The organism is Streptomyces sp. NPDC046909 (assembly GCF_040644695.1).
In the GTDB taxonomy this organism is placed as follows: domain Bacteria; phylum Actinomycetota; class Actinomycetes; order Streptomycetales; family Streptomycetaceae; genus Streptomyces.
Genome location: NZ_JBEYXC010000002.1, coordinates 186,510 through 203,967 on the forward strand (window position 1 = coordinate 186,510; position 17,458 = coordinate 203,967).

A 17,458-nucleotide genomic window follows, 5' to 3' on the forward strand; every position below is an offset into this window, starting at 1 on the left:
TCGCCCGGTCAGGGGTTGAAGCGGTACGCCCCCGCCCGGACCCGGTAGACCTCGTACTCCGCGCCTCCCGACGTGTCGTCCCGGACAAAGGCGGCTCCCCTGGGCGCGACGACGGACTTCCCCTGAGTGGGAACCCAGATCTCGGCCTCCGTGTTGTGCGGGACGGTCACCGCGAGGTCGATCCGGCCGTCCTCCCGGCGCCGCCACTCCGAGGAGACCCTGCCGCGCACGGTGTCGATCGAGGCGCTCACGCGACCGAGCGGCACGGGCGCCAGATCGGTGTCCTCGGTGTTCTTCGGGACCCTGCTGTTGACCGCGGCCGCGGGGATGTACGGGCGGATGCGCAGCGTCTCGTAGGCGGTCGAGGTCGGTCGGATGCCGGCCAGGCCCTGGTAGAACCAGGTGGCCACATTGGAGCGGTAGTGGTGGTTGACCGAGAGCCGGTCGGTCCACTGCTCCCACAGCGAGGTGGCGCCCTTGGCGATCTGGTACACGTAGCCGGGGGTGCCGGTCTGGGTGACGGCCTTCAACGCGGCGTCCGTGCAGCCGTATTCGCTGAGGATGCCGAACTCGTAGCGCGAGCCGTACATGTCGTTCTGGATGTGGTGGTCGGCGGCGGTGATCCGGTCGGCGAGGAGCTGCGCGAGGACCTTCTTGTTCTCGTCCATGGTCTTCGCCCCGGCGAGGTGCCGGGGGTCGTCCGGGGGCAGGTCCGAGCCGGGCACGAGGTCGAACGCGATGGCCATGGCGTTCTCGCTGGAGACGCTGCCCTGGGTGAAGTGGCCTTGTTCCGCGTCCCAGTAGTTGGCGATGAACGCCTTGCGCAGGATGCGCGCCAACTGCGCGTAGTGCGCGGCGCGTTCGGTGCGGCCGAGGATCCGTCCCACCTCGTCCATGTAGTCGCAGAAGTGGATGTAGAAGGCGAGGCTGATGACGGCGTTGCTGCCGGGGCTCTCCGCGCCGGAGTAGGCGCCGAGGGAGGCTTCGAACTTGTAGTCGTTCTCAGGGGTGAACAGGGTCGCGTAGTGCGTCAGGAGCGTGTCCTGATGGTCGTAGAGCTCGGCGAACAGGGTGCTGTTGCCGTAGTACGTGTACAGCTCCCGCGGAATCACGAAGTACGCGGAGTCCCAGGCCGGTACGGCCTTCCACGCGGCGTTCCAGCCGGGGGTGCGGTCGTAGCCGTAGCCGCCCTTGGCGACGGGGACGATCATGGGGAGCTGGCCGGTGGAGATCTGGTTGTCGGGGAAGTGCCGCAGCCAGTTGGTGAAGAGGGCGTTGACGTCCCAGGTGAGCGACTGCGACTCGGAGCTGGCCATGGCGTCGCCGGTCCAGCCGTTCTTCTCGCGGGAGGGGGTGTCGGTGGGCTTCTGGACCAGGTTGTTCCGCTCGGCCCACTCCAGGTTGCTCTGAAGGCGGTTGAGCAGGGCGTTGTCGGTGCTGAAGGTGCCGGTGCGGGCGAAGCCGGAGCGGGCGACGCCGACGGTGAGCACATCGGCGTCCCGGGTCAGGTCGGGGGTGCGGCCGAGGACGGCTTCGAGGTTCATGACCTCCAGGTAGCGGAAGCCGAAGTGGCTGAACTGCTGCTCCCAGCTCTGCGAGGACCGGCCGCCGAGAGTGTAGTAGTGCGTCTGGAGGTCGGCGTCGTGCTGGAAGTTCTCCTCCTCCACCGAGTACGGGCTCGCGGCCGTGCCGTCACCGCCGCTGACCCGGTTGCCGCCGCGGATCCGCAGGGTGAGGCCCGCCTTGTCGGGGTGGACATCGGTGAGCGTCACACGGACGAGGCCCGTCAGGATCTGGCCGTAGTCCAGGATCCAGACGCCCGAGCCGGGCGCGGTCTCGGTGAGCGCGACCGGGCGCAACGTCCGGCTGACCAGCACCGGTTCGGCCTCGTGCGCCCGTACAAAGGCCGCCTTGAAGCCGTCGGGGATCCTCGTGGCGGGCAGCGCGCCGTGGTACTTCGGCGTGGGGCTCACGCAACTGCCCGGCGGGATCAGCACCGTTGCCGGACGCCAGGCCCGCCCCGCGCGGTAGCCGGTCGAGCGCCACTCCCCCAACTCCTCGGCGCGCCGGGCGTCGTACTTCTCCCCTGAGTACACGGAGTCGAAGGTGGTGGGCCCGTCGGCGGCGAGCCAGTCCCGGTCCGTGACGAGCGTGGTGGCCGAGCCGTCGGTGTAGGTCACGACGAGCTTCGCGCGCAGGCGGGGCTGGCCGGAGTAGGGGGCGAGCTGCCAGTACCACTCCTGAGGGGTCGTCACCCCGTACCAGCCGCGCCCGAGTTCGGCGGCGACGACGTTCTCCCGGCCCGCCTCAAGCAGCGCGGTGACGTCGAAGGTGTCGTACAGGATCGTGCGGTCGTAGGTGCTCTGGTCGGTGAGCAGTCGGGGCACGTTGGTGCGGCCCGCGTCGGCGCGTCTGCCGTCGACGGTGATCGGGGCGCCGTTGACGGTGAGGGTGACGTTGCCCGCCGCGCTCAGGTGCAGACGGGCGCGGGCGACTCGGCGGCCCCTGGGGAGGGTGAACGCGCGGCGCAGCACCGGGGCCGGGTTGGCGATGGGGAGCACGGTGTTCTTGGCGGGGATGTACGGGTTCTTGGGCGGGAAGGTCAGGCCGCCGGGGGTGGGGATGCCGTTCTCGAAGGGGTTGGCCCCGGTGGTGAGGTCGGCGGCGAAGTCGGGGGCGCCGATGCCGGTGACCCGCACGCTGCGGACAGTGGCCGAGGAGGCGCCGAAGCCGAAGCTGCCGTGGCGGCGGATCTGGTCGCCGGTGAGGGTGCGGCTGTCGACCTCGACGCCGTTGAGGGTGGTGGTGACGGTGAGGCCGCGGACGGCGACTTCCAGTGTGTGGTCGCGGGTGGCCCAGGTGTCCTTCGTCAGACCGGCCGTGGCGGGCAGGGAGACCGTGCCGACCGGGACGTTGCGGGTGCCGGAGGTGGTGGGGTTGGTCTCGCTCTGCGGGTCGTAGTGGTCGACGCCCCAGTTCGGCTCCGAAGTGCCGTCGTCCACCCAGGTGTTGCCGGCGTAGTGGCTGGTCCGCATGACCAACTGCAAGGTGTCGCCCGCCTGCTTGACGGTCCAGTTGAGGCCCTCGCCCCAGGTCTTGCCGATGGGTTCGGCGCGCAGCAGCAGGGAGAGCCCGGTCGTGGGGTCGGCGCCGCCGCGGAAGACGACGGTCGCGGTCAGGTCCGTCCAGTCGTGGTCCTGGGCCTCACGGCCGCCGATCCAGCGCGCCCCCGCCCAGTCCTTCTCGCCCTTGAGCAGCCCGGTCTCCCAGGTCGCGGGCTCGCTCCAGGGGCCGGGGCGGCCGTCCTCGTCCCAGGCCCGCACCCGCCAGTAGTACACCCGCTCGGACCGCAGCGCGTCGCCCCCGTACGCCACCCCGGTGCTGTTCGAGCTCGTGACCTTGCCGCTGCGCCAGACGTCCGCCGCGCCGGGGGCGGTGCCGACATGGATCTCGTACGCGGTCTGCCGTGCCACGGGCGGGATCCAGCTGAACGCCGGGGCGGTCTCCGTGCCCAGCGGGGCGACCCGGGAGTTGACCTGGAGACCGGCGGGAGCGGAGCGGCGCTCGTCGGGCGCCGCCACGGCGTCGGGCGCTGCGGCGAGCGGGAGCGAGGCCCCTGCCGCGGTCGCCGTGATGATGGCGAGCATGTGTCTGCGACTCAGCGCGCTTCTGTTGTCCTCGGCCACGGCTCGGTTCCTTTCGCTCACGCACAGAGGGCGGAGGGGGCGGCTCGAACGTACTGAAACGTTTCAATCCCTTCCAAGCGGTTAGCTTATGGCCGCTTGTGCCGGAGCACAATGGTTCGGTCGACAACGAGAAGGGGGCGCTCGTGGGGATCGGGTCCGTGGAACGGCCGGGGCGTGTCGCGGTCATCGGAGTGGGCGTCCTGGGAGCCGCCGTCGGCTGGAACCTGTCACGGCGCGGCGTCGGGGTGGTCCTGATCGACGCGGCCCGGCCGGGGGAAGGCGTGACCAACTGGTCGTTCTCGTGGGTCAACGCCAGCAACAAGACGGTGCGCAGGTCCTACTTCGATCTGAACGTCGCGGGGATGGCGGCGCACCGCGAACTCGCCGACACGATCGGGCCGGACTCGTGGTGGCATCCCAGCGGTCATCTGCGCTGGACGGACGGTCCCGCGGCGCGGGCGAAGCTCCTGGAGACGGTCGAGCTGCTGGCCGACTGGGGCTACGGGGTCGAGGTGCACACCGGGGCCGAGGTGCGCCGCCGCCTCGAACCCGCGCTCACGATTCCCGGCGAGGCACCCGTCGTGTTCTACCCCGACGAGGCCTGGGTGCACGGTCGGCGTCTCGTGGACCGGCTGGTGGGCCTGGCGGTGGCGGCCGGGGCCGAACTCCGGTCCGGCGTCGCGGTCCGGGACATCGGCACCGGGGGCGACGGGAGCGTCCGGACGGTCGCCCTGTCCGACGGGAGCCGTCTCGACGTCGACGCCGTCGTGAACGCGGCGGGCCCCGGCGCCTCCGGGGTCGCCGGGCTCGTCGGGCGCCGGCTGCCGATGCGCCGGGAACCCGGCGTCGTCGCCCGGATCGGCTGCGATCGGGTCCCGGTGGGTCGGGCCATGCACGCGCCTCGCATCGAGATGCGGCCCGACGGGGTCGGTTCGATGGTCCTCCACAGCCGTGAGATCGACGCGCTCATCGACACCGGCGAGGAACCGGCGCGACTCGCGCAGCTGCTCCGGGAGTTGGCGGGGCACGTCGTCCCGGAGCTGGGCGACTCCCCCGTCATGGAGGCACGGGTGTCCCAACGGCCCATCCCGGCCGACGGGTTCCCCTCGGTGGGGGCGGTGCCGACTGTTCCGGGCTACTACGAGGCGGTCTCCCACAGCGGCATCACGTTGGGGCCGGTGATCGGACGGCTGCTCGCCTCCGAGATCGTCCGCGGGGAGAGGGACGAGCTGCTGGCGGAGTTCCGGCCGGAGCGGTTCCCTCTGTGACACGCACGCGAGGAAAGGACCGCTCCCGCCTCAGGGTGAGGTGGGAGCCTCAGTCGCTCTTGTCCGGCGTCGGTGCCGTGCTGTCGCCCGTCGGGGCGCCGCGGAGCATCGCCTTGTAGAGGGCCTCGTGCGCGGGTGAGGCGGGCAGGGGGCCGCGGGCCGGGGCCGCGAAGGACTGGATGAACAGGGCGGCCACGCGTCGCCAGGCGTCGGGGGCGGCGGCGCCGGTGGCGTTGACGACGCCGGCGTTGGCCATGTGCAGCAGCACCAGGTCCGAGGGGTCGAAGTCCTCGCGCAGCCGGCCGGTCGCCTTCGCCCGGCCGATGAGTTCGACCATGCCCTCGTAGGCCGCGTTGCGCCGCTCCTCCATGGCCTTGGCGGTGGGGAAGGTCGTGATGAGCACGTCGGCGAAGCCGAAGTCGGCGGCCTGCATGGCGCAGGCGGTCTCGATGTAGCCGACGAACCCGTGCCAGGGGTCGGGGTCGTCGAGCGCGGCGGCGACCGTCCGGGCGTAGGCGTCCATGCGGTCGAAGAAGACGGCGTCGACCAGTTCCTCCTTCGTGGGGAAGCGCCGGAACATGGTCGCGATCCCGACGCCCGCCTCACGCGCCACGGAGGCCATGGACGCGCCGAGTCCGTCCCGGGCGAACACCGTGCGCGCGGCGGCGATGATCCGCTCCCGGTTGCGCTCGGCGTCGCTGCGCAGGGGCTGGGCGGTGTCGCTGCGCGGGGGCTGGGCTGTGCCGTCGGAGGGCCGGGCGCCTGGGGTCATGGCGGCCACCCTAGCAATCGGATCAACCTATCCATTTCCCCCGCCGAGCCCGCCGAGCCCGGCGGCGCGGCGCTCAGTCGAGCGCGATGCCCGTGCGCCTCTCCAGGGCCTGGAGCAGCCGGGCCTGGAACTCCGGGTCCCGGGACGCGGGATGGGGCGTCTGTGTCCGCCGGTGGTACCAGTAGCCGCCGGTGCGCGGGGTCACGTCGTCGTGGGTGGCGAGCCACTCCTGGGTGCGATGTCCGGCGGTCAGATCGTCCGGGGCGCCCGCGCCGCCCATGCGGGTGGGGACCCAGCCGGGGTCGACGGCGTGGCTGACGGTTCCCTCCCAGCGTGCCGCGAGGGCGAGCGCGAGGGTGGTGACCCACAGCTTGCTGTCGCTGTAGGAGGCGGTCCCGGTGGCCAGTTCCCGCAGGTCGGTGGTGCCGGTGCGGTGCATGGAGCTGCTGAGGTGGACGAGCCTGGCCGGCTTGTCCATCAGGGCCGTGAGCATGTACGGCGCGAGGGTGTTGACGGTGACCGCGTCCGGGACGTGCATGGTGCCGGCGTTGTGGATCACGGCGTCGAAGCGGCCGAACTCGGCGGCCTGCCGGGCCACTTCGGGGATCTCGTCCGGCTCGGCGAGGTCCCCGGTGATGACGCCTTTCCAGCGGGCCGTGTCCGCCGTATCGGCGACACGGTCCCGGTTGCGCACATGGACGACCACGTCATGGCCGTCCTCGGCCAGCGCGTCCGCGGTGTGGCGCCCGAGCCCGCTGGACGCTCCGGTCACCAGGATCAGTGCCATGTCGGTCGTCTTCCGTTCCGGAGAAGGAGGAGAAGGAGGCGAGGACGAGGCCCCGGGTGCCACGCGACCAAGGCCCTCCTCACCCTCTGATCGCGCCGGTCAGCGCACCCTGCCCCGCGGCTTCAGCGGGACGGGCGGCAGCGCAGGAGCCGGCAGTGGAGCACCGTCGTACCCCTTGACCTCGCCGAAGCGGGAACCCGTCGTCCAGTCCTCGCGGGCCTGTTCGATCTCCTGCTGGGTGCGGCCGATGAAGTTCCAGAACATGATCAGCTCCTCCTCGAACGGCTCACCGCCCAGGAGCATCAGCGAGGCGTCCGACTCGGCGCGCAGCGGGAGTTCGGTGCGGCCGCAGCCGAGGTAGAGCATGGAGCCCGGCAGGACCGGGACGCCGTCCACATGGGCCTCGCCGGACATGGACAGCACGGCGTACTCGAAGTCCGGCTCCAGCGGGAGGCGTACGTCGGCGCCCCGGGCGAGGCTCAGGTCGGCGCCGACGATGGGGGTGTACGTCGTACCGGGCGAGGCCGCGCCGTCGAGAGCGCCGAGGATCAGGGTGGCCTTGACGCCGGGTGCCGTGACGACCGGGAGTTCGGCGTGGTGCTCGAAGCGCGGGTCGGTGTGGCGGTGACTGTCGGGGAGGGCGACCCACAGCTGGGCCCCGTGCAGGAAGCGGGCGTGCGACTTGGGGCTCTCCTCGGAGTGGCTGATGGCCCGTCCGGAGGTCATGAGGCCCAGCTCGCGCGGGCGGATCGTCTGGAGGCTGCCGGTCGAGTCGCGGTGCAGCACCTCGCCCTCGTGCAGCCAGCTCACCGTCTGAAGGCCCATGTGCGGGTGCGGCGGCACCTGCATGCCGGGCTCGTCGGCGATGTCGTCGGGGCCGTAGTGGTCGACGAAGCACCAGGCTCCGACCATGCGCCGCCCCAGGTTGGGGAGCAGCCGACGGACCTCGGTGGACTCGCCGAGCTTGACGGTGCGGGGGCTGAGGAGTTCACGAACGGGCTCCGCCACCACGAAGCCGCGGCCGCCGCACAGGGCGGGAGCCGCGTCGCGATCAAGATTGCTCATGACGCCCAACCTAGCCCCGTGGGCGGTGTCCCGTCAGTCCGTCATCCGGGCTGTGCCGGGGAGTTGCGGGGAGTGCCGGGGAGCGCCAGGGAGCCTTCCGAAAAATAGTAGCCATGGACATAGTAGCCATGTACTGTATTCGCCATGAGCAAGGGTTACGAGAAGGCGACACCCGGCTTCCTGGTGTGGCGGCTGTCGATGAAGTGGCGGACCGCGGTGGACCGCGCGACGGCCCCGCTGGGGCTGACGCACGCGCAGTACTCGCTGGTGGCGTCCCTGTACGGCATGCAGCGCGACGGCGAGCGCCCGAGCCAGCGGCGGCTCGCCGACCAGACCGGCCTTGAGCCGCTCTACGTCTCCAAGCTGGCGCGCTCCCTGGAGTCCGCGGGCCTGATCGAGCGCACCCGCGACCCGCGCGACCCGCGTGCCGTGCAGCTGGCCCTCACCGAGGAGGGCCGCGACACCACCCGGCGGGCCATCAAGGTCGTCCAGGGACTGCTGGAGCAGCTCCTCGCGCCGCTCGGCGGGCTCGACAGCCCGCGCACCCGGGAGTTCAGCGCCGAACTCGCGACCCTGCTCGACGCACCTCTCGATCCGCTCGCCCTCGACAGTGAGTCCGAAAAGGAGCAGTCATGACCACCACCACTCCCCTGCTGAACCCGCGCACCATAGCCCTGGCCCACTACGCGGCCCGGGCGGTGCTGGAGCGGGTGCTGGCCCGTCACGACGTGACGTTCCAGCAGTCCGTCACCCTTCGCCTCGCCGCCGTCGCCGACGGGCCGGTCGAGCGGGACCTCATCGTCGGCGGGGTCGTCGACTCGCTGAAGATCGGCGCCGAGGAGGCCGGCTCCGTCGTCGACGGGCTGATCGCCGCGCAGCTGCTGGTCCCCCAGGAGCCGTCCCAGGTGCGGATCACGGACGCCGGTCGGGAGCTGTACGACACGACGTCCGCCGCGACCGCCCCCCTCACCGCCCGGGTCTACGCCGACATCCCCGAGGAGGATCTGGCCGTCGCCGGACGGGTGCTGACCCTGATCACCGAGCGGGCGAACGCCGAGCTCGCCGCCCTGAACAGTTAGTGGAATATTGAACCAACCGGCTCCGTTGACCGCGTCGAAGGAGGTCGACAGTGGAGACGACGTACTACGACCACGGAACGCCGGCGGAGCGCTGGGAGCGCGCGCTGATGTTCTTCGACGCCAAGGACTACGCCGCCGCGGCGCGCGTCCTGGGCGGGCTGGTCGAGGAGGTGCCGGAGCAGACCGGACCGCGGCTGCTGCTGGCCCGCTCCTACTACCACTCGGCCCAGCTGCGGCGCGCGGAGACCGAGTTGCGCGTCATCGTGGAGCGCGACCCGGTGGAGCACTACGCCCGTCTGATGCTGGGCCGCACGCTGGAACGGCAGGGCCGGCAGGACGAGGCCGAACCGCATCTGCGCCTGGCCTCCGCTCTCGCCGGGGACTTCGACTTCGACGAGCGGTGAACGACGAGCGACACGAGCGATACGGCAGGGGCCCGGTTCCATGACGGAACCGGGCCCCTGTGCCGTCCGGGTCAGGCGCGGCTCGCCCTTCGGTGGGCGATCTCCCCGAGCACCACGTCCACGACGAGGAACGCGGCCAGCGGAATGCCGAGCAGCGGGACGAAGTAGCCGAGGACGGCGATGACCACCACGCACGGCAGCAGGATCTGCGGGGGCACCTTCTGCCAGGCGCCGCGCGGGATCGGACGGCCGAAGGCGGAGCCGCGGCCGCGCTGCCACCACATGCGGTAGCCCCACACGATCAGCAGGATCAGGGAGAGCGCGAGGAGCATCAGGGCGATCTGGTTGACCAGCCCGAACAGGATGCCGGTGTGCAGGTCGATGCCCCAGCGGGTCAGCTTGGCGAGGACCGGGTAGTCGGCGAACCGCAGTACGTCGATGACCTGCCCTGACGTCGGGTCGACGGCGACCGCGCCCTGCTTCGTGGGGAAGCTGCGTCCGACCTGCTTGACGACGTACGCCGAGGTCTCGTCGGCCGGCGGGACGATCTCGACGGGGTCGCCGAGCCCCTCGGCCCGCGCCGCCGCGAGGACCTTGTCGAGGCCGACGCCGTGCTCGGCGTCCCCGGCCGAGGCGGAGGCCCCGTGGCCCGCGTGGTCGCCGCCCGTGGTCGAGGTGACGGAGGGGGTGGACTGGCCGAGCTGGGTGCGCAGTTCGTCGATGTTGGCGCCCGCGTACGTCGACCAGGTCAGTCCGGTCGCCGACAGGAAGATGAATCCGGCGGCCGCCCAGACGCCGACGCTGCCGTGCAGGCCGAGCGTGCGGCGCCGACCGGTCGTGCCGCGCACCTTGCGCTGGGTCCGGCGGCGCGCGAACCACAGCACCAGACCGCCGCCGGCTATCACCCACAGCCAGCTCGCGGCGAGCTCGCTGTAGAGCCGGCCGGTCTCGCCGAGGTGCAGATTGCGGTGGAACTCGGAGATCCAGGTGCGCAGCGGCAGCGCGCCGGTCGAGCCGTACTGTTCGAGGGCGCCCTCCACCTTCGCGGTGTACGGGTCGACGAACACGGCGAGGGTGTGGTCGGGGTCGATGCCCTTGACGCCGGACAGCAGCACGCGGGTGGTCGCGTCGTCCTCCGGGGCGGGCCGTACGGCCGAGACGGTGCCCTCGGGGTGGGCCTCGCGGGCGGCGGCGACCTGCTGGGAGATGGGCAGTTCGGTGTCGCCGACCTTCGAGACGGTCAACTCGTCGGCGTAGATGATCTTCTCGGCCTGGAAGGAGCCGGCGTACAGGAGTCCGGTGACGGCGGCCACCAGCAGGAACGGCGCGACGAGCAGTCCGGCGTAGAAGTGCAGGCGCAGCACCAGCGGGCGCAGCGGTGCCCAGGTGCCGGGTTTCGGCGTCGGGTCGGCGGCTTTCGGGGCCTCGTCGGTGGTCGTCGAGGGAGCGGAGGTCATCGGCGGCTATCTCCGGAGGCAGGGGACGTTTTCTCGGCTGTACCGGTCCAGTAGTCGGGGGAAGTGGCGGTCGAGTTCCCGGAGATTTCTGTGCCCTGCGTCACACGGGGGTGTGTGGGGGGCCGTGGCATCCTGGCGCGATGGCAACTCCCCCTCCCCACCCGCCCCTTGCCGAGCTCGTCGAAGGGCTGCTCCACACCGACGGTCCGCTGCCGATCGTCGCCGCCGGTGACCCGGTGTTGCGGCGCGGCACCGAGCGGTTCGAGGGACAGCTGGACCCCGCGCTGCTGGCCCGGTTCGTCGAGGCGCTGCGCGTCACCATGCACGCGGCACCCGGCGTGGGCCTCGCGGCACCGCAGGTCGGCGTACCGCTGCGGATCGCGGTGATCGAGGACCCGGCGCCGGTCCCGGAGGAGATCCGGGTGGCGCGGGGACGGGTCCCGCAGCCGTTCCGGGTACTGGTCAATCCGTCGTACGAGCCCGTCGGCGCCGCGCGTGCCGCGTTCTTCGAGGGCTGTCTGAGTGTGCCGGGCTGGCAGGCCGTGGTGGCCCGGCATGCCGAGGTGCGGCTGACGGGCGAGGACGAGCACGGGCGTGCGGTGGACGAGGTGTTCTCCGGGTGGCCGGCGCGGATCGTGCAGCACGAGACCGACCACCTCGACGGGATGCTCTATCTCGACCGGGCGGAGTTGCGGTCGCTGTCGTCGAACCAGGCGATGGCCGAGCGGTGGGCGCAGCCGACGCCGGCGCAGGCCGCCAAGTCCCTTGGTTTCGAGCTGCCTTAGCCGATCCGGTCAGGCTGCTCGTCGCGAAAATTCGGAGGCGCCCGCCGCGGCGCCTCCACTACCTTGGCCGTATGTCTACGCCCCGAATCTCTTAGCTCAGGACCCGTTCCCACGCCACCCGTGTGTCCTTTTCGCTTGATTCGGAGCGTTCTCCCATGATCACCGTTCGTGGTGTCGACGTGCGCGTCGGCGCGCGTCTGCTGCTGTCCGACCTCTCCTTCCATGTCTCCCCCGGCGACCGCATCGGCCTGGTGGGCCGCAACGGGGCCGGAAAGACCACCCTGTTGAGCATCCTGGCGGGCACGCTGCACCCCGCCGCCGGGACCGTGACCCGCACCGGCGAGGTGGGGCATCTCCCGCAGGACTCCCGTGCGGGAGATCCGACGGTCACCGTCATCGACCGCGTCCTGTCCGCGCGCGGCCTCGACCGGGCGGTGCACGCCCTGCGCCGGGCCGAGACGGCGATGGCCGACGGGTCGGAGCGCGCCATGACCGCCTATGTGCGGGCCGAGGCGCAGTTCCAGGCCCGTGGCGGGTATGCCGCCGAGGCCGAGGCGGCCCGGATCGCGGCGGGGGTGGGTCTGGGGACCGCGCTCCTGGAGCGGCCGCTCGGCGCGCTGTCGGGCGGGCAGCGCCGCCGGGTCGAACTGGCCCGGATCCTGTTCGCGGACCACGGCACGCTGCTGCTGGACGAGCCGACGAACCATCTGGACGCGGACTCGGTCGGCTGGCTGCGCGCCTTCCTGGCGACCCTGCGCTCGGGCCTCGTCCTCATCAGCCATGACACGACCCTGCTGGCCGACGCCGTCAACCGGGTCTTCCACCTGGATCCGCAGCGCGCCACGATCGACATCCACAACACCGGCTGGGCCGCGTATCTCGCGCAGCGGGAGGCCGACGAGCGGCGCCGGACCCGGGAGCGGGCCAACGCCGAACGGAAGGCGGCATCCCTGCACGCGCAGGCCGCCCGGATGCACGCCCGGGCGTCGACGGCGACGGCCGCGAAGAACATGGCCCGGCGCGCCGACCGGCTGCTCGGCGACCTCGAACCGGTGCGGCGGGCCGAGAAGGTGGCCAGGATCAGGCTGCCCAGGCCGGAACCGTGCGGCCGGATCCCGCTGGCCGCGATCGGTCTGACGAAGTCGTACGGCGGTCACCGCGTCCTTCGGAGCGTCGATCTCGCCGTCGAGCGGGGCCGCCGGCTGGTCGTGCTCGGTCCCAACGGGGCGGGAAAGACGACCCTCTTGCGACTGCTGGCGGGGCGGGAGACGCCGACCGGCGGCCGTGTGGTCCACGGGCACGGGCTGCGGCTGGGCTACCTCGCGCAGGAACACGACACCCTGGACCGGGAGTCGACCGTGGGCGCCCAACTGGCCTCGGCCGTACCGCATCTGACGGAGGGTGAACTCCGCCGTGTACTGGGCCTGTTCCTGTTCACCGGAGACGACTTCCACAAGCCGGTCGAGGTCCTGTCCGGCGGCGAGAAGACCCGCCTCGCCCTGGCGGGTCTCGTACACTCCGGCGCGAACGTCCTCCTCCTGGACGAGCCGACCAACAACCTGGACCCGGCCTCCCGCGCCGAGGTGCTGGCCGCGGTGGGCATGTATCCGGGCGCGATCGTCATGGTCACCCATGACGACGAGGCCGTGGAGGCGCTGCGCCCGGATCAGGTGCTGCCGCTGGCGGAGTCCGCTCAGTTGTCGCGGTAGGTCTCCAGGAGCCGCAGCCACACCTCGCTGATCGTCGGATAGGACGGCACGGCGTGCCAGAGCCTGCTGATCGGGACCTCTCCGGCGACGGCGATGGTCGCGGAGTGGATGAGCTCGCCGACGCCGGGGCCGACGAACGTGACGCCGAGGAGGATCTCGCGCTCCAGGTCGACGACCATGCGGGCGCGGCCCCGGTAGCCGTCGCCGTACAGGCCCGCGCCGGAGACGTTGGCGAGGTCGTAGTCGACGGCGCGGACCCGGCGGCCGGTCTGCTCGGCCTCCGCCAGGGAGAGGCCGACGGCGGCGGCCTCCGGGTCGGTGAAGACGACCTGGGGTACGGCGGAGTGGTCGGCGGTCGCGGCGTGCGCGCCCCAGGGGTCGGTCTCCAGGAGGGGGACTCCGGAGGCGCGGGCGGCGATGGCGGCGCCCGCGATCCTCGCCTGGTACTTGCCCTGGTGGGTGAGGAGGGCGCGGTGGTTGACGTCGCCGACGGCGTAGAGCCAGTCGCTGCCGGTGACACGGAGGCTGTCGTCGACCTCCAGCCAGGTGCCGGGGTCGATGCCGATGCTGTCGAGGCCGATGTCGTCGGTGCGCGGGGCGCGGCCGGTGGCGAAGAGGATCTCGTCGGCCTCGATGCGGTCGCCAGTGCCGGTGACGACCACGACGGTGCCGTTCTCGCGGGTCACCGACTCGACGGAGGTGCCGGTGCGGACGTCGGCGCCCGCCTCGGTGAGCGCCTCGTGGACGAGTTCGCCGGCGAAGGGTTCCATGCGGTTGAGCAGGCCCTTGCCGCGGACCAGGAGGGTGACCCGCGAGCCGAGGGCCTGCCAGGCGGTGGCCATCTCGGTGGCGACGACCCCGCCGCCGACCACGATCAGGCGGCCGGGCGCGGCTTTCGCGCTGGTGGCCTCCCTGCTGGTCCAGGGCTTGACCTCGTCGAGTCCGGGCAGGTCGGGCAGGACCGCGCGGGTGCCGGTGCAGACGGCGACGGCGTGCCGGGCGGTGAGGACCTTGTCGCCGACGGTGACCGTGCGGGGGCCGGTGAGGCGGCCGTGGCCGCGGTAGAGGTCGGCGCCGATGCCCTCGATCCAGCGGACCTGGCCGTCGTCCTTCCAGTGGGAGGTGTACTCGTCGCGGCGGGCGAGGACCGCGCTCGCGTCGAGGGGACCCTGTACCGAGGGCGCGAGGCCGGGCAGGCGGCGGGCGTCGGCCTGGGCGATGACCGGGCGCAGGAGGGCTTTGCTGGGCATGCACGCCCAGTACGAACACTCGCCGCCGACCAGTTCGCTCTCCACGACCGCGGTGGAGAGGCCGGCCGCACGGGTGCGGTCGGCGACGTTCTCCCCCACGGGCCCGGCACCGAGCACCACGACGTCGTAGGTGGTGTGCGCGATGGATTCCGTTTCCGTCATGGGGTCAGTCTGGTGGGTGGTGTGCGCTCAGGCCACATGGGTACGCGCGCGGAATACCTACTCGGCCCGCCGCGTTTGTGCCGACGGCTTCGCCCCGACATCAGGAAGAGGGATTCACGCCATGAGCAAGACCGTGGAGCTCACCAAGGAGAACTTCGACCAGACGGTCACGGACAACGATTTCGTCCTGATCGACTTCTGGGCGTCCTGGTGCGGGCCGTGCCGTCAGTTCGCGCCCGTCTACGACAAGGCCGCCGAGGAGAACCCGGACCTGGTGTTCGGAAAGGTCGACACCGAGGCGCAGCCGGAGCTGGCGGCCGCCTTCGGGATCCAGTCGATCCCGACGCTGATGATCGTCCGTGACCGGGTGGCCGTGTTCGCGCAGCCCGGCGCGCTCCCCGAGGCCGCGTTGACGGATGTCATCGGTCAGGCCCGCAAGCTGGACATGGACGAGGTCCGCAAGGCGGTCGCCGAGCAGCAGGCCAACTCCGAGCAGAACGGCCAGTAGTTCCAGGGCGGTCGCGGCATCGCATCCCGGTCGGGGCTCACCACTCCAGGGGAAGTCCCGTGTAGTTCGCGGCCAGTTCGGCCGCCGCGTGCCGGGATGCGGTGATCCGGCGCAACCGCGCCAGTTGCAGCCGGTGTTCGAAGGGGTCCGCGTCGGGCCGGGTGTGCAGCATCGTCGTCATGTCGTACGAGAAGCGGGTCGCCTGCCAGACGCGCGCGAGGCACGACTGCGAGTAGCGGTCGAGGAGTTGCCCGGATCCGGTGCGGTGCAGTTCGGTGAGGGCGCGGGCGAGGACGCGTACGTCGGAGACGGCGAGGTTGAGGCCTTTCGCGCCGGTCGGCGGGACGATGTGGGCGGCGTCGCCGGCCAGCAGGAGCCGTCCGTGGCGCATCGGTTCGTGGACGTAACTGCGCATCGGTGTCACCGACTTGGCGGTGATCGGGCCGCGGCCGAGGGTCCAGTCGGCGTCGATGGCGAAGCGGGCGGCGAGTTCGTCCCAGATACGGTCGTCGGGCCAGTCCTCGGGGTCGGTGCCGTTGGGGACCTGTAGGTACAGGCGGGACACATGCGGTGAGCGCATGCTGTGCAGGGCGAATCCGCGCTCGCCGCGGGCGTAGATCAACTCGTCGCAGGACGGGGCGACATCGGCGAGGATCCCCAGCCAGGAGTACGGGTAGTCGTGCGCGTACGTCCGGCTGACCTCGGCCGGGACGGTGTCGCGGGCGATGCCGTGGAAGCCGTCGCAGCCCACCACCCAGTCGCAGCTCAGGGTCTGCTCGCGGCCCTCGTGCACGAACCGGACGACGGGGCTCTCGGTCTCCGGCTTCTCGATGGCGAGGGCCTCCGCCTCGAACAACAGCGGTGGTCCGTCGGCGAGTTGGAGGGCGACGAGGTCCTTCACGATCTCGGTCTGGGCGTAGATCGTGACCGTGCGGCCGCCGGTGAGGACGGGGAAGTCGATGTGGTGGCGTTCCCGGTCGAAACGCAGCTCGATGCCCTGGTGGACCAGGCCCTCCGCATCGAGGCGTCCGGCCGCGCCGCACTCCCGCAGGGCGTCGACCGTGCCCTGCTCCAGCATTCCGGCGCGCTGGCGCTGTTCGACGTACTCCCTGGTCCTGGCCTCCAGGACCACGCAGTCGATGCCCGCGCGGTGCAGCAGACGGGCGAGGAGCAGTCCGGCGGGGCCGCCGCCGATGATGCCGACCGTCGTGCGCATGGCACGCCTCCCCCTGGATGACAACCTGAGCATCAGCCTCTCAGCTGGACTCGCGGTGCACCACCGTCGCTGCCAGCACTTTGTGCGTCTCGGGCGCGGCGCCGGGGTCGCGCACCGCGCGGTCGACCAGTTCGGCGAGGTCACGGCCGGAGGGCAGTTCGAGGTGGACCGTGCTGAGCCTGGGCCGCAGGAGCCGGCCGAGCATGAGGTCGTCGGCGCCGATCAGCGCGGTCTCGCCGGGTACGTCGACGCCCGCGTCCTGGAGGGCGCGCATCAGGAGCATCGCGTACTCGTCGTTGTACGCGAACACCGCGTCGAGGCCGAGGTCGCGCCAGCGGGCGGCGAGCCGGGCGGCGGCCTCCTCGGTGTAGGCGAGGGGCAGGTGGGTGACCTCGGCGTCGGTGTCGGCCAGGGCGCGCCGGACGCCCGCGAGGCGGGGCAGGGAGAAGGCCTCCAGGCCCGCCTCCTCTGGGACGACGACGCCGATCCGGCGCCGGCCGCGCTCGTACAGGTGGCGGCCCGCGCAGTGGCCGACCGCCTCGTGGTCCATGAGCAGGGCGTGGGCGCCCTCGACGGACTCGGGGCCGAGGGTGACGACGGCTCGGGCGCCGGAGCGCTTGAGGACGGCGACGCCCTTGGGGCCGAGCCCGGCGCCGGGCACGAGGACGGCGACCGGGCGCAGCTCGGCCCAGGCGCGGGCGGCCTCGTCGCCGTGGAGGCCGACGCTGCCGTGCTGGACGACGGTGTAGTCGAGGCGGCTCAGCGCCCACTGGAGTTCGTTGATGAACTGGCCGTAGAGCTGGCCGACGGGGATGGTCGGGGCGGGCATCAGGACCAGGCGGCTGTGTCCGGCGCGCAGGCTGCGGGCGGCCGCGTGCGGCACGTACCCGAGCTCTTTGGCGGCCTCGTGGACGCGGCGGCGGGTGGGCTCGCTGATCCGGACGGCGCTGGTGTTGTTGAGGACGTAGGAGACGGTCGCGCGCGAGACGCCGGCCAGCCGGGCCACATCGGCGCTCGTGGGCACGGAGCGCGGTGCGGGCGACACGGGGGCGGGCGTTTTCGGTATCTGCACCATGACGTGACGCATCTTTGCAGAACCTGTGCAGACGGCTCCCGGCGGGGCGCTCAGGCGGACGGAGCAGGGCCTGTGACGTGGGCGGGGCGGTATGCGCCAGGCGGCCCGGCCAGCGCCTCTCACACGGGCGGGGCCGAGGCTGTCACGGCAGCGGGGCGACGTCTGTCACGCAGCCCGGGACGACGCCTCTCACGCGGGCGAGGTCGAGGCTGCCACGGCAAGCGGGGCGACGTCT

The 17,458-nt window shown here is 71.9% G+C and carries 15 protein-coding genes; 7 read left to right on the forward strand and 8 right to left on the reverse strand.

The window, feature by feature from the left end:
- Positions 1-8: 8 nt before the first annotated feature.
- Positions 9-3,686, reverse strand: a complete 3,678-nt coding sequence (locus ABZ928_RS04995; RefSeq protein ID WP_361515095.1) for a family 78 glycoside hydrolase catalytic domain — start codon at positions 3,684-3,686, stop codon at positions 9-11.
- Positions 3,687-3,784: 98 nt separating this feature from the next.
- On the opposite strand from ABZ928_RS04995, the gene ABZ928_RS05000 reads away from it, so the two are divergent.
- On the forward strand, positions 3,785-4,954 hold the full coding sequence (locus tag ABZ928_RS05000) for an FAD-dependent oxidoreductase (RefSeq protein ID WP_361515096.1): 1,170 nt from the start codon (positions 3,785-3,787) through the stop codon (positions 4,952-4,954).
- Between the two features lie 49 nt (positions 4,955-5,003).
- On the opposite strand, the gene ABZ928_RS05005 is transcribed toward ABZ928_RS05000, so the two are convergent.
- The 3 genes from ABZ928_RS05005 to ABZ928_RS05015 form a co-directional block, all read right to left on the reverse strand.
- Complete coding sequence (locus ABZ928_RS05005; RefSeq protein WP_361515097.1) at positions 5,004-5,726, reverse strand: helix-turn-helix domain-containing protein; 723 nt, start codon at positions 5,724-5,726, stop codon at positions 5,004-5,006.
- 73 nt (positions 5,727-5,799) lie between these two features.
- On the reverse strand, positions 5,800-6,513 hold the full coding sequence (locus tag ABZ928_RS05010) for an SDR family NAD(P)-dependent oxidoreductase (RefSeq protein ID WP_361515098.1): 714 nt from the start codon (positions 6,511-6,513) through the stop codon (positions 5,800-5,802).
- Positions 6,514-6,612: 99 nt separating this feature from the next.
- Positions 6,613-7,578 carry a pirin family protein gene (locus ABZ928_RS05015; protein ID WP_361515099.1) on the reverse strand — a complete coding sequence of 322 codons (966 nt, stop codon included), beginning with the start codon at positions 7,576-7,578 and terminating at the stop codon, positions 6,613-6,615.
- A 144-nt stretch (positions 7,579-7,722) separates the two neighbouring features.
- Between ABZ928_RS05015 and ABZ928_RS05020 the strand changes: the two genes are divergently transcribed.
- From ABZ928_RS05020 to ABZ928_RS05030, 3 genes are read left to right on the forward strand one after another with little or no spacing between them, the layout of a single operon-like run.
- Positions 7,723-8,214, forward strand: a complete 492-nt coding sequence (locus tag ABZ928_RS05020; protein ID WP_361515100.1) for a MarR family transcriptional regulator — start codon at positions 7,723-7,725, stop codon at positions 8,212-8,214.
- Positions 8,211-8,657 (forward strand): MarR family transcriptional regulator, encoded by a 447-nt coding sequence (locus tag ABZ928_RS05025; RefSeq protein ID WP_361515101.1) that lies wholly within the window; start codon positions 8,211-8,213, stop codon positions 8,655-8,657. The genes ABZ928_RS05020 and ABZ928_RS05025 overlap by 4 nt, the downstream gene beginning before the upstream one ends.
- Positions 8,658-8,707: 50 nt before the next feature.
- On the forward strand, positions 8,708-9,061 hold the full coding sequence (locus ABZ928_RS05030; protein ID WP_361515102.1) for a tetratricopeptide repeat protein: 354 nt from the start codon (positions 8,708-8,710) through the stop codon (positions 9,059-9,061).
- 71 nt (positions 9,062-9,132) lie between these two features.
- Here the strand turns inward: ABZ928_RS05030 and ABZ928_RS05035 are convergent, their stop codons facing one another.
- Complete coding sequence (locus ABZ928_RS05035) at positions 9,133-10,518, reverse strand: PepSY domain-containing protein (RefSeq protein WP_361515103.1); 1,386 nt, start codon at positions 10,516-10,518, stop codon at positions 9,133-9,135.
- Positions 10,519-10,658: 140 nt separating this feature from the next.
- On the opposite strand from ABZ928_RS05035, the gene ABZ928_RS05040 reads away from it, so the two are divergent.
- A complete protein-coding gene (locus ABZ928_RS05040; RefSeq protein WP_361515104.1) occupies positions 10,659-11,303 on the forward strand; it encodes a peptide deformylase in 645 nt (214 codons plus the stop codon).
- A gap of 155 nt (positions 11,304-11,458) precedes the next feature.
- Entirely contained in the window at positions 11,459-13,012 is a 1,554-nt protein-coding gene (locus tag ABZ928_RS05045) for an ABC-F family ATP-binding cassette domain-containing protein (protein ID WP_361515105.1), read from the forward strand.
- Here ABZ928_RS05045 and ABZ928_RS05050 read toward each other — a convergent pair.
- Positions 12,997-14,424 (reverse strand): NAD(P)/FAD-dependent oxidoreductase, encoded by a 1,428-nt coding sequence (locus ABZ928_RS05050; RefSeq protein ID WP_361515106.1) that lies wholly within the window; start codon positions 14,422-14,424, stop codon positions 12,997-12,999. The genes ABZ928_RS05045 and ABZ928_RS05050 overlap by 16 nt on opposite strands.
- A 121-nt stretch (positions 14,425-14,545) precedes the next feature.
- On the opposite strand from ABZ928_RS05050, the gene trxA reads away from it, so the two are divergent.
- Positions 14,546-14,932 (forward strand): thioredoxin, encoded by a 387-nt coding sequence (gene trxA / locus ABZ928_RS05055; protein WP_361515107.1) that lies wholly within the window; start codon positions 14,546-14,548, stop codon positions 14,930-14,932.
- 37 nt (positions 14,933-14,969) lie between these two features.
- On the opposite strand, the gene ABZ928_RS05060 is transcribed toward trxA, so the two are convergent.
- A complete protein-coding gene (locus ABZ928_RS05060) occupies positions 14,970-16,148 on the reverse strand; it encodes a 4-hydroxybenzoate 3-monooxygenase (RefSeq protein WP_361515108.1) in 1,179 nt (392 codons plus the stop codon).
- Between the two features lie 40 nt (positions 16,149-16,188).
- Positions 16,189-17,223: a LacI family DNA-binding transcriptional regulator gene (locus ABZ928_RS05065; protein ID WP_361515109.1), complete on the reverse strand. Its 1,035-nt coding sequence runs from the start codon at positions 17,221-17,223 to the stop codon at positions 16,189-16,191.
- Between the last annotated feature and the right edge of the window lie 235 nt (positions 17,224-17,458).

Excerpts from the sequence above, each read along its gene's own strand:
- ABZ928_RS05045 (WP_361515105.1), top strand. The coding sequence starts at position 11,459 with ATGATCACCGTTCGTGGTGTCGACGTGCGCGTCGGCGCGCGTCTGCTG.
- ABZ928_RS05035 (WP_361515103.1), bottom strand. The coding sequence starts at position 10,518 with ATGACCTCCGCTCCCTCGACGACCACCGACGAGGCCCCGAAAGCCGCC.
- trxA (WP_361515107.1), top strand. The coding sequence starts at position 14,546 with ATGAGCAAGACCGTGGAGCTCACCAAGGAGAACTTCGACCAGACGGTC.
- ABZ928_RS05050 (WP_361515106.1), bottom strand. The coding sequence starts at position 14,424 with ATGACGGAAACGGAATCCATCGCGCACACCACCTACGACGTCGTGGTG.
- ABZ928_RS05010 (WP_361515098.1), bottom strand. The coding sequence starts at position 6,513 with ATGGCACTGATCCTGGTGACCGGAGCGTCCAGCGGGCTCGGGCGCCAC.
- ABZ928_RS05020 (WP_361515100.1), top strand. The coding sequence starts at position 7,723 with ATGAGCAAGGGTTACGAGAAGGCGACACCCGGCTTCCTGGTGTGGCGG.
- ABZ928_RS05015 (WP_361515099.1), bottom strand. The coding sequence starts at position 7,578 with ATGAGCAATCTTGATCGCGACGCGGCTCCCGCCCTGTGCGGCGGCCGC.
- ABZ928_RS05005 (WP_361515097.1), bottom strand. The coding sequence starts at position 5,726 with ATGACCCCAGGCGCCCGGCCCTCCGACGGCACAGCCCAGCCCCCGCGC.
- ABZ928_RS05065 (WP_361515109.1), bottom strand. The coding sequence starts at position 17,223 with ATGGTGCAGATACCGAAAACGCCCGCCCCCGTGTCGCCCGCACCGCGC.
- ABZ928_RS05060 (WP_361515108.1), bottom strand. The coding sequence starts at position 16,148 with ATGCGCACGACGGTCGGCATCATCGGCGGCGGCCCCGCCGGACTGCTC.
- ABZ928_RS05025 (WP_361515101.1), top strand. The coding sequence starts at position 8,211 with ATGACCACCACCACTCCCCTGCTGAACCCGCGCACCATAGCCCTGGCC.
- ABZ928_RS05040 (WP_361515104.1), top strand. The coding sequence starts at position 10,659 with ATGGCAACTCCCCCTCCCCACCCGCCCCTTGCCGAGCTCGTCGAAGGG.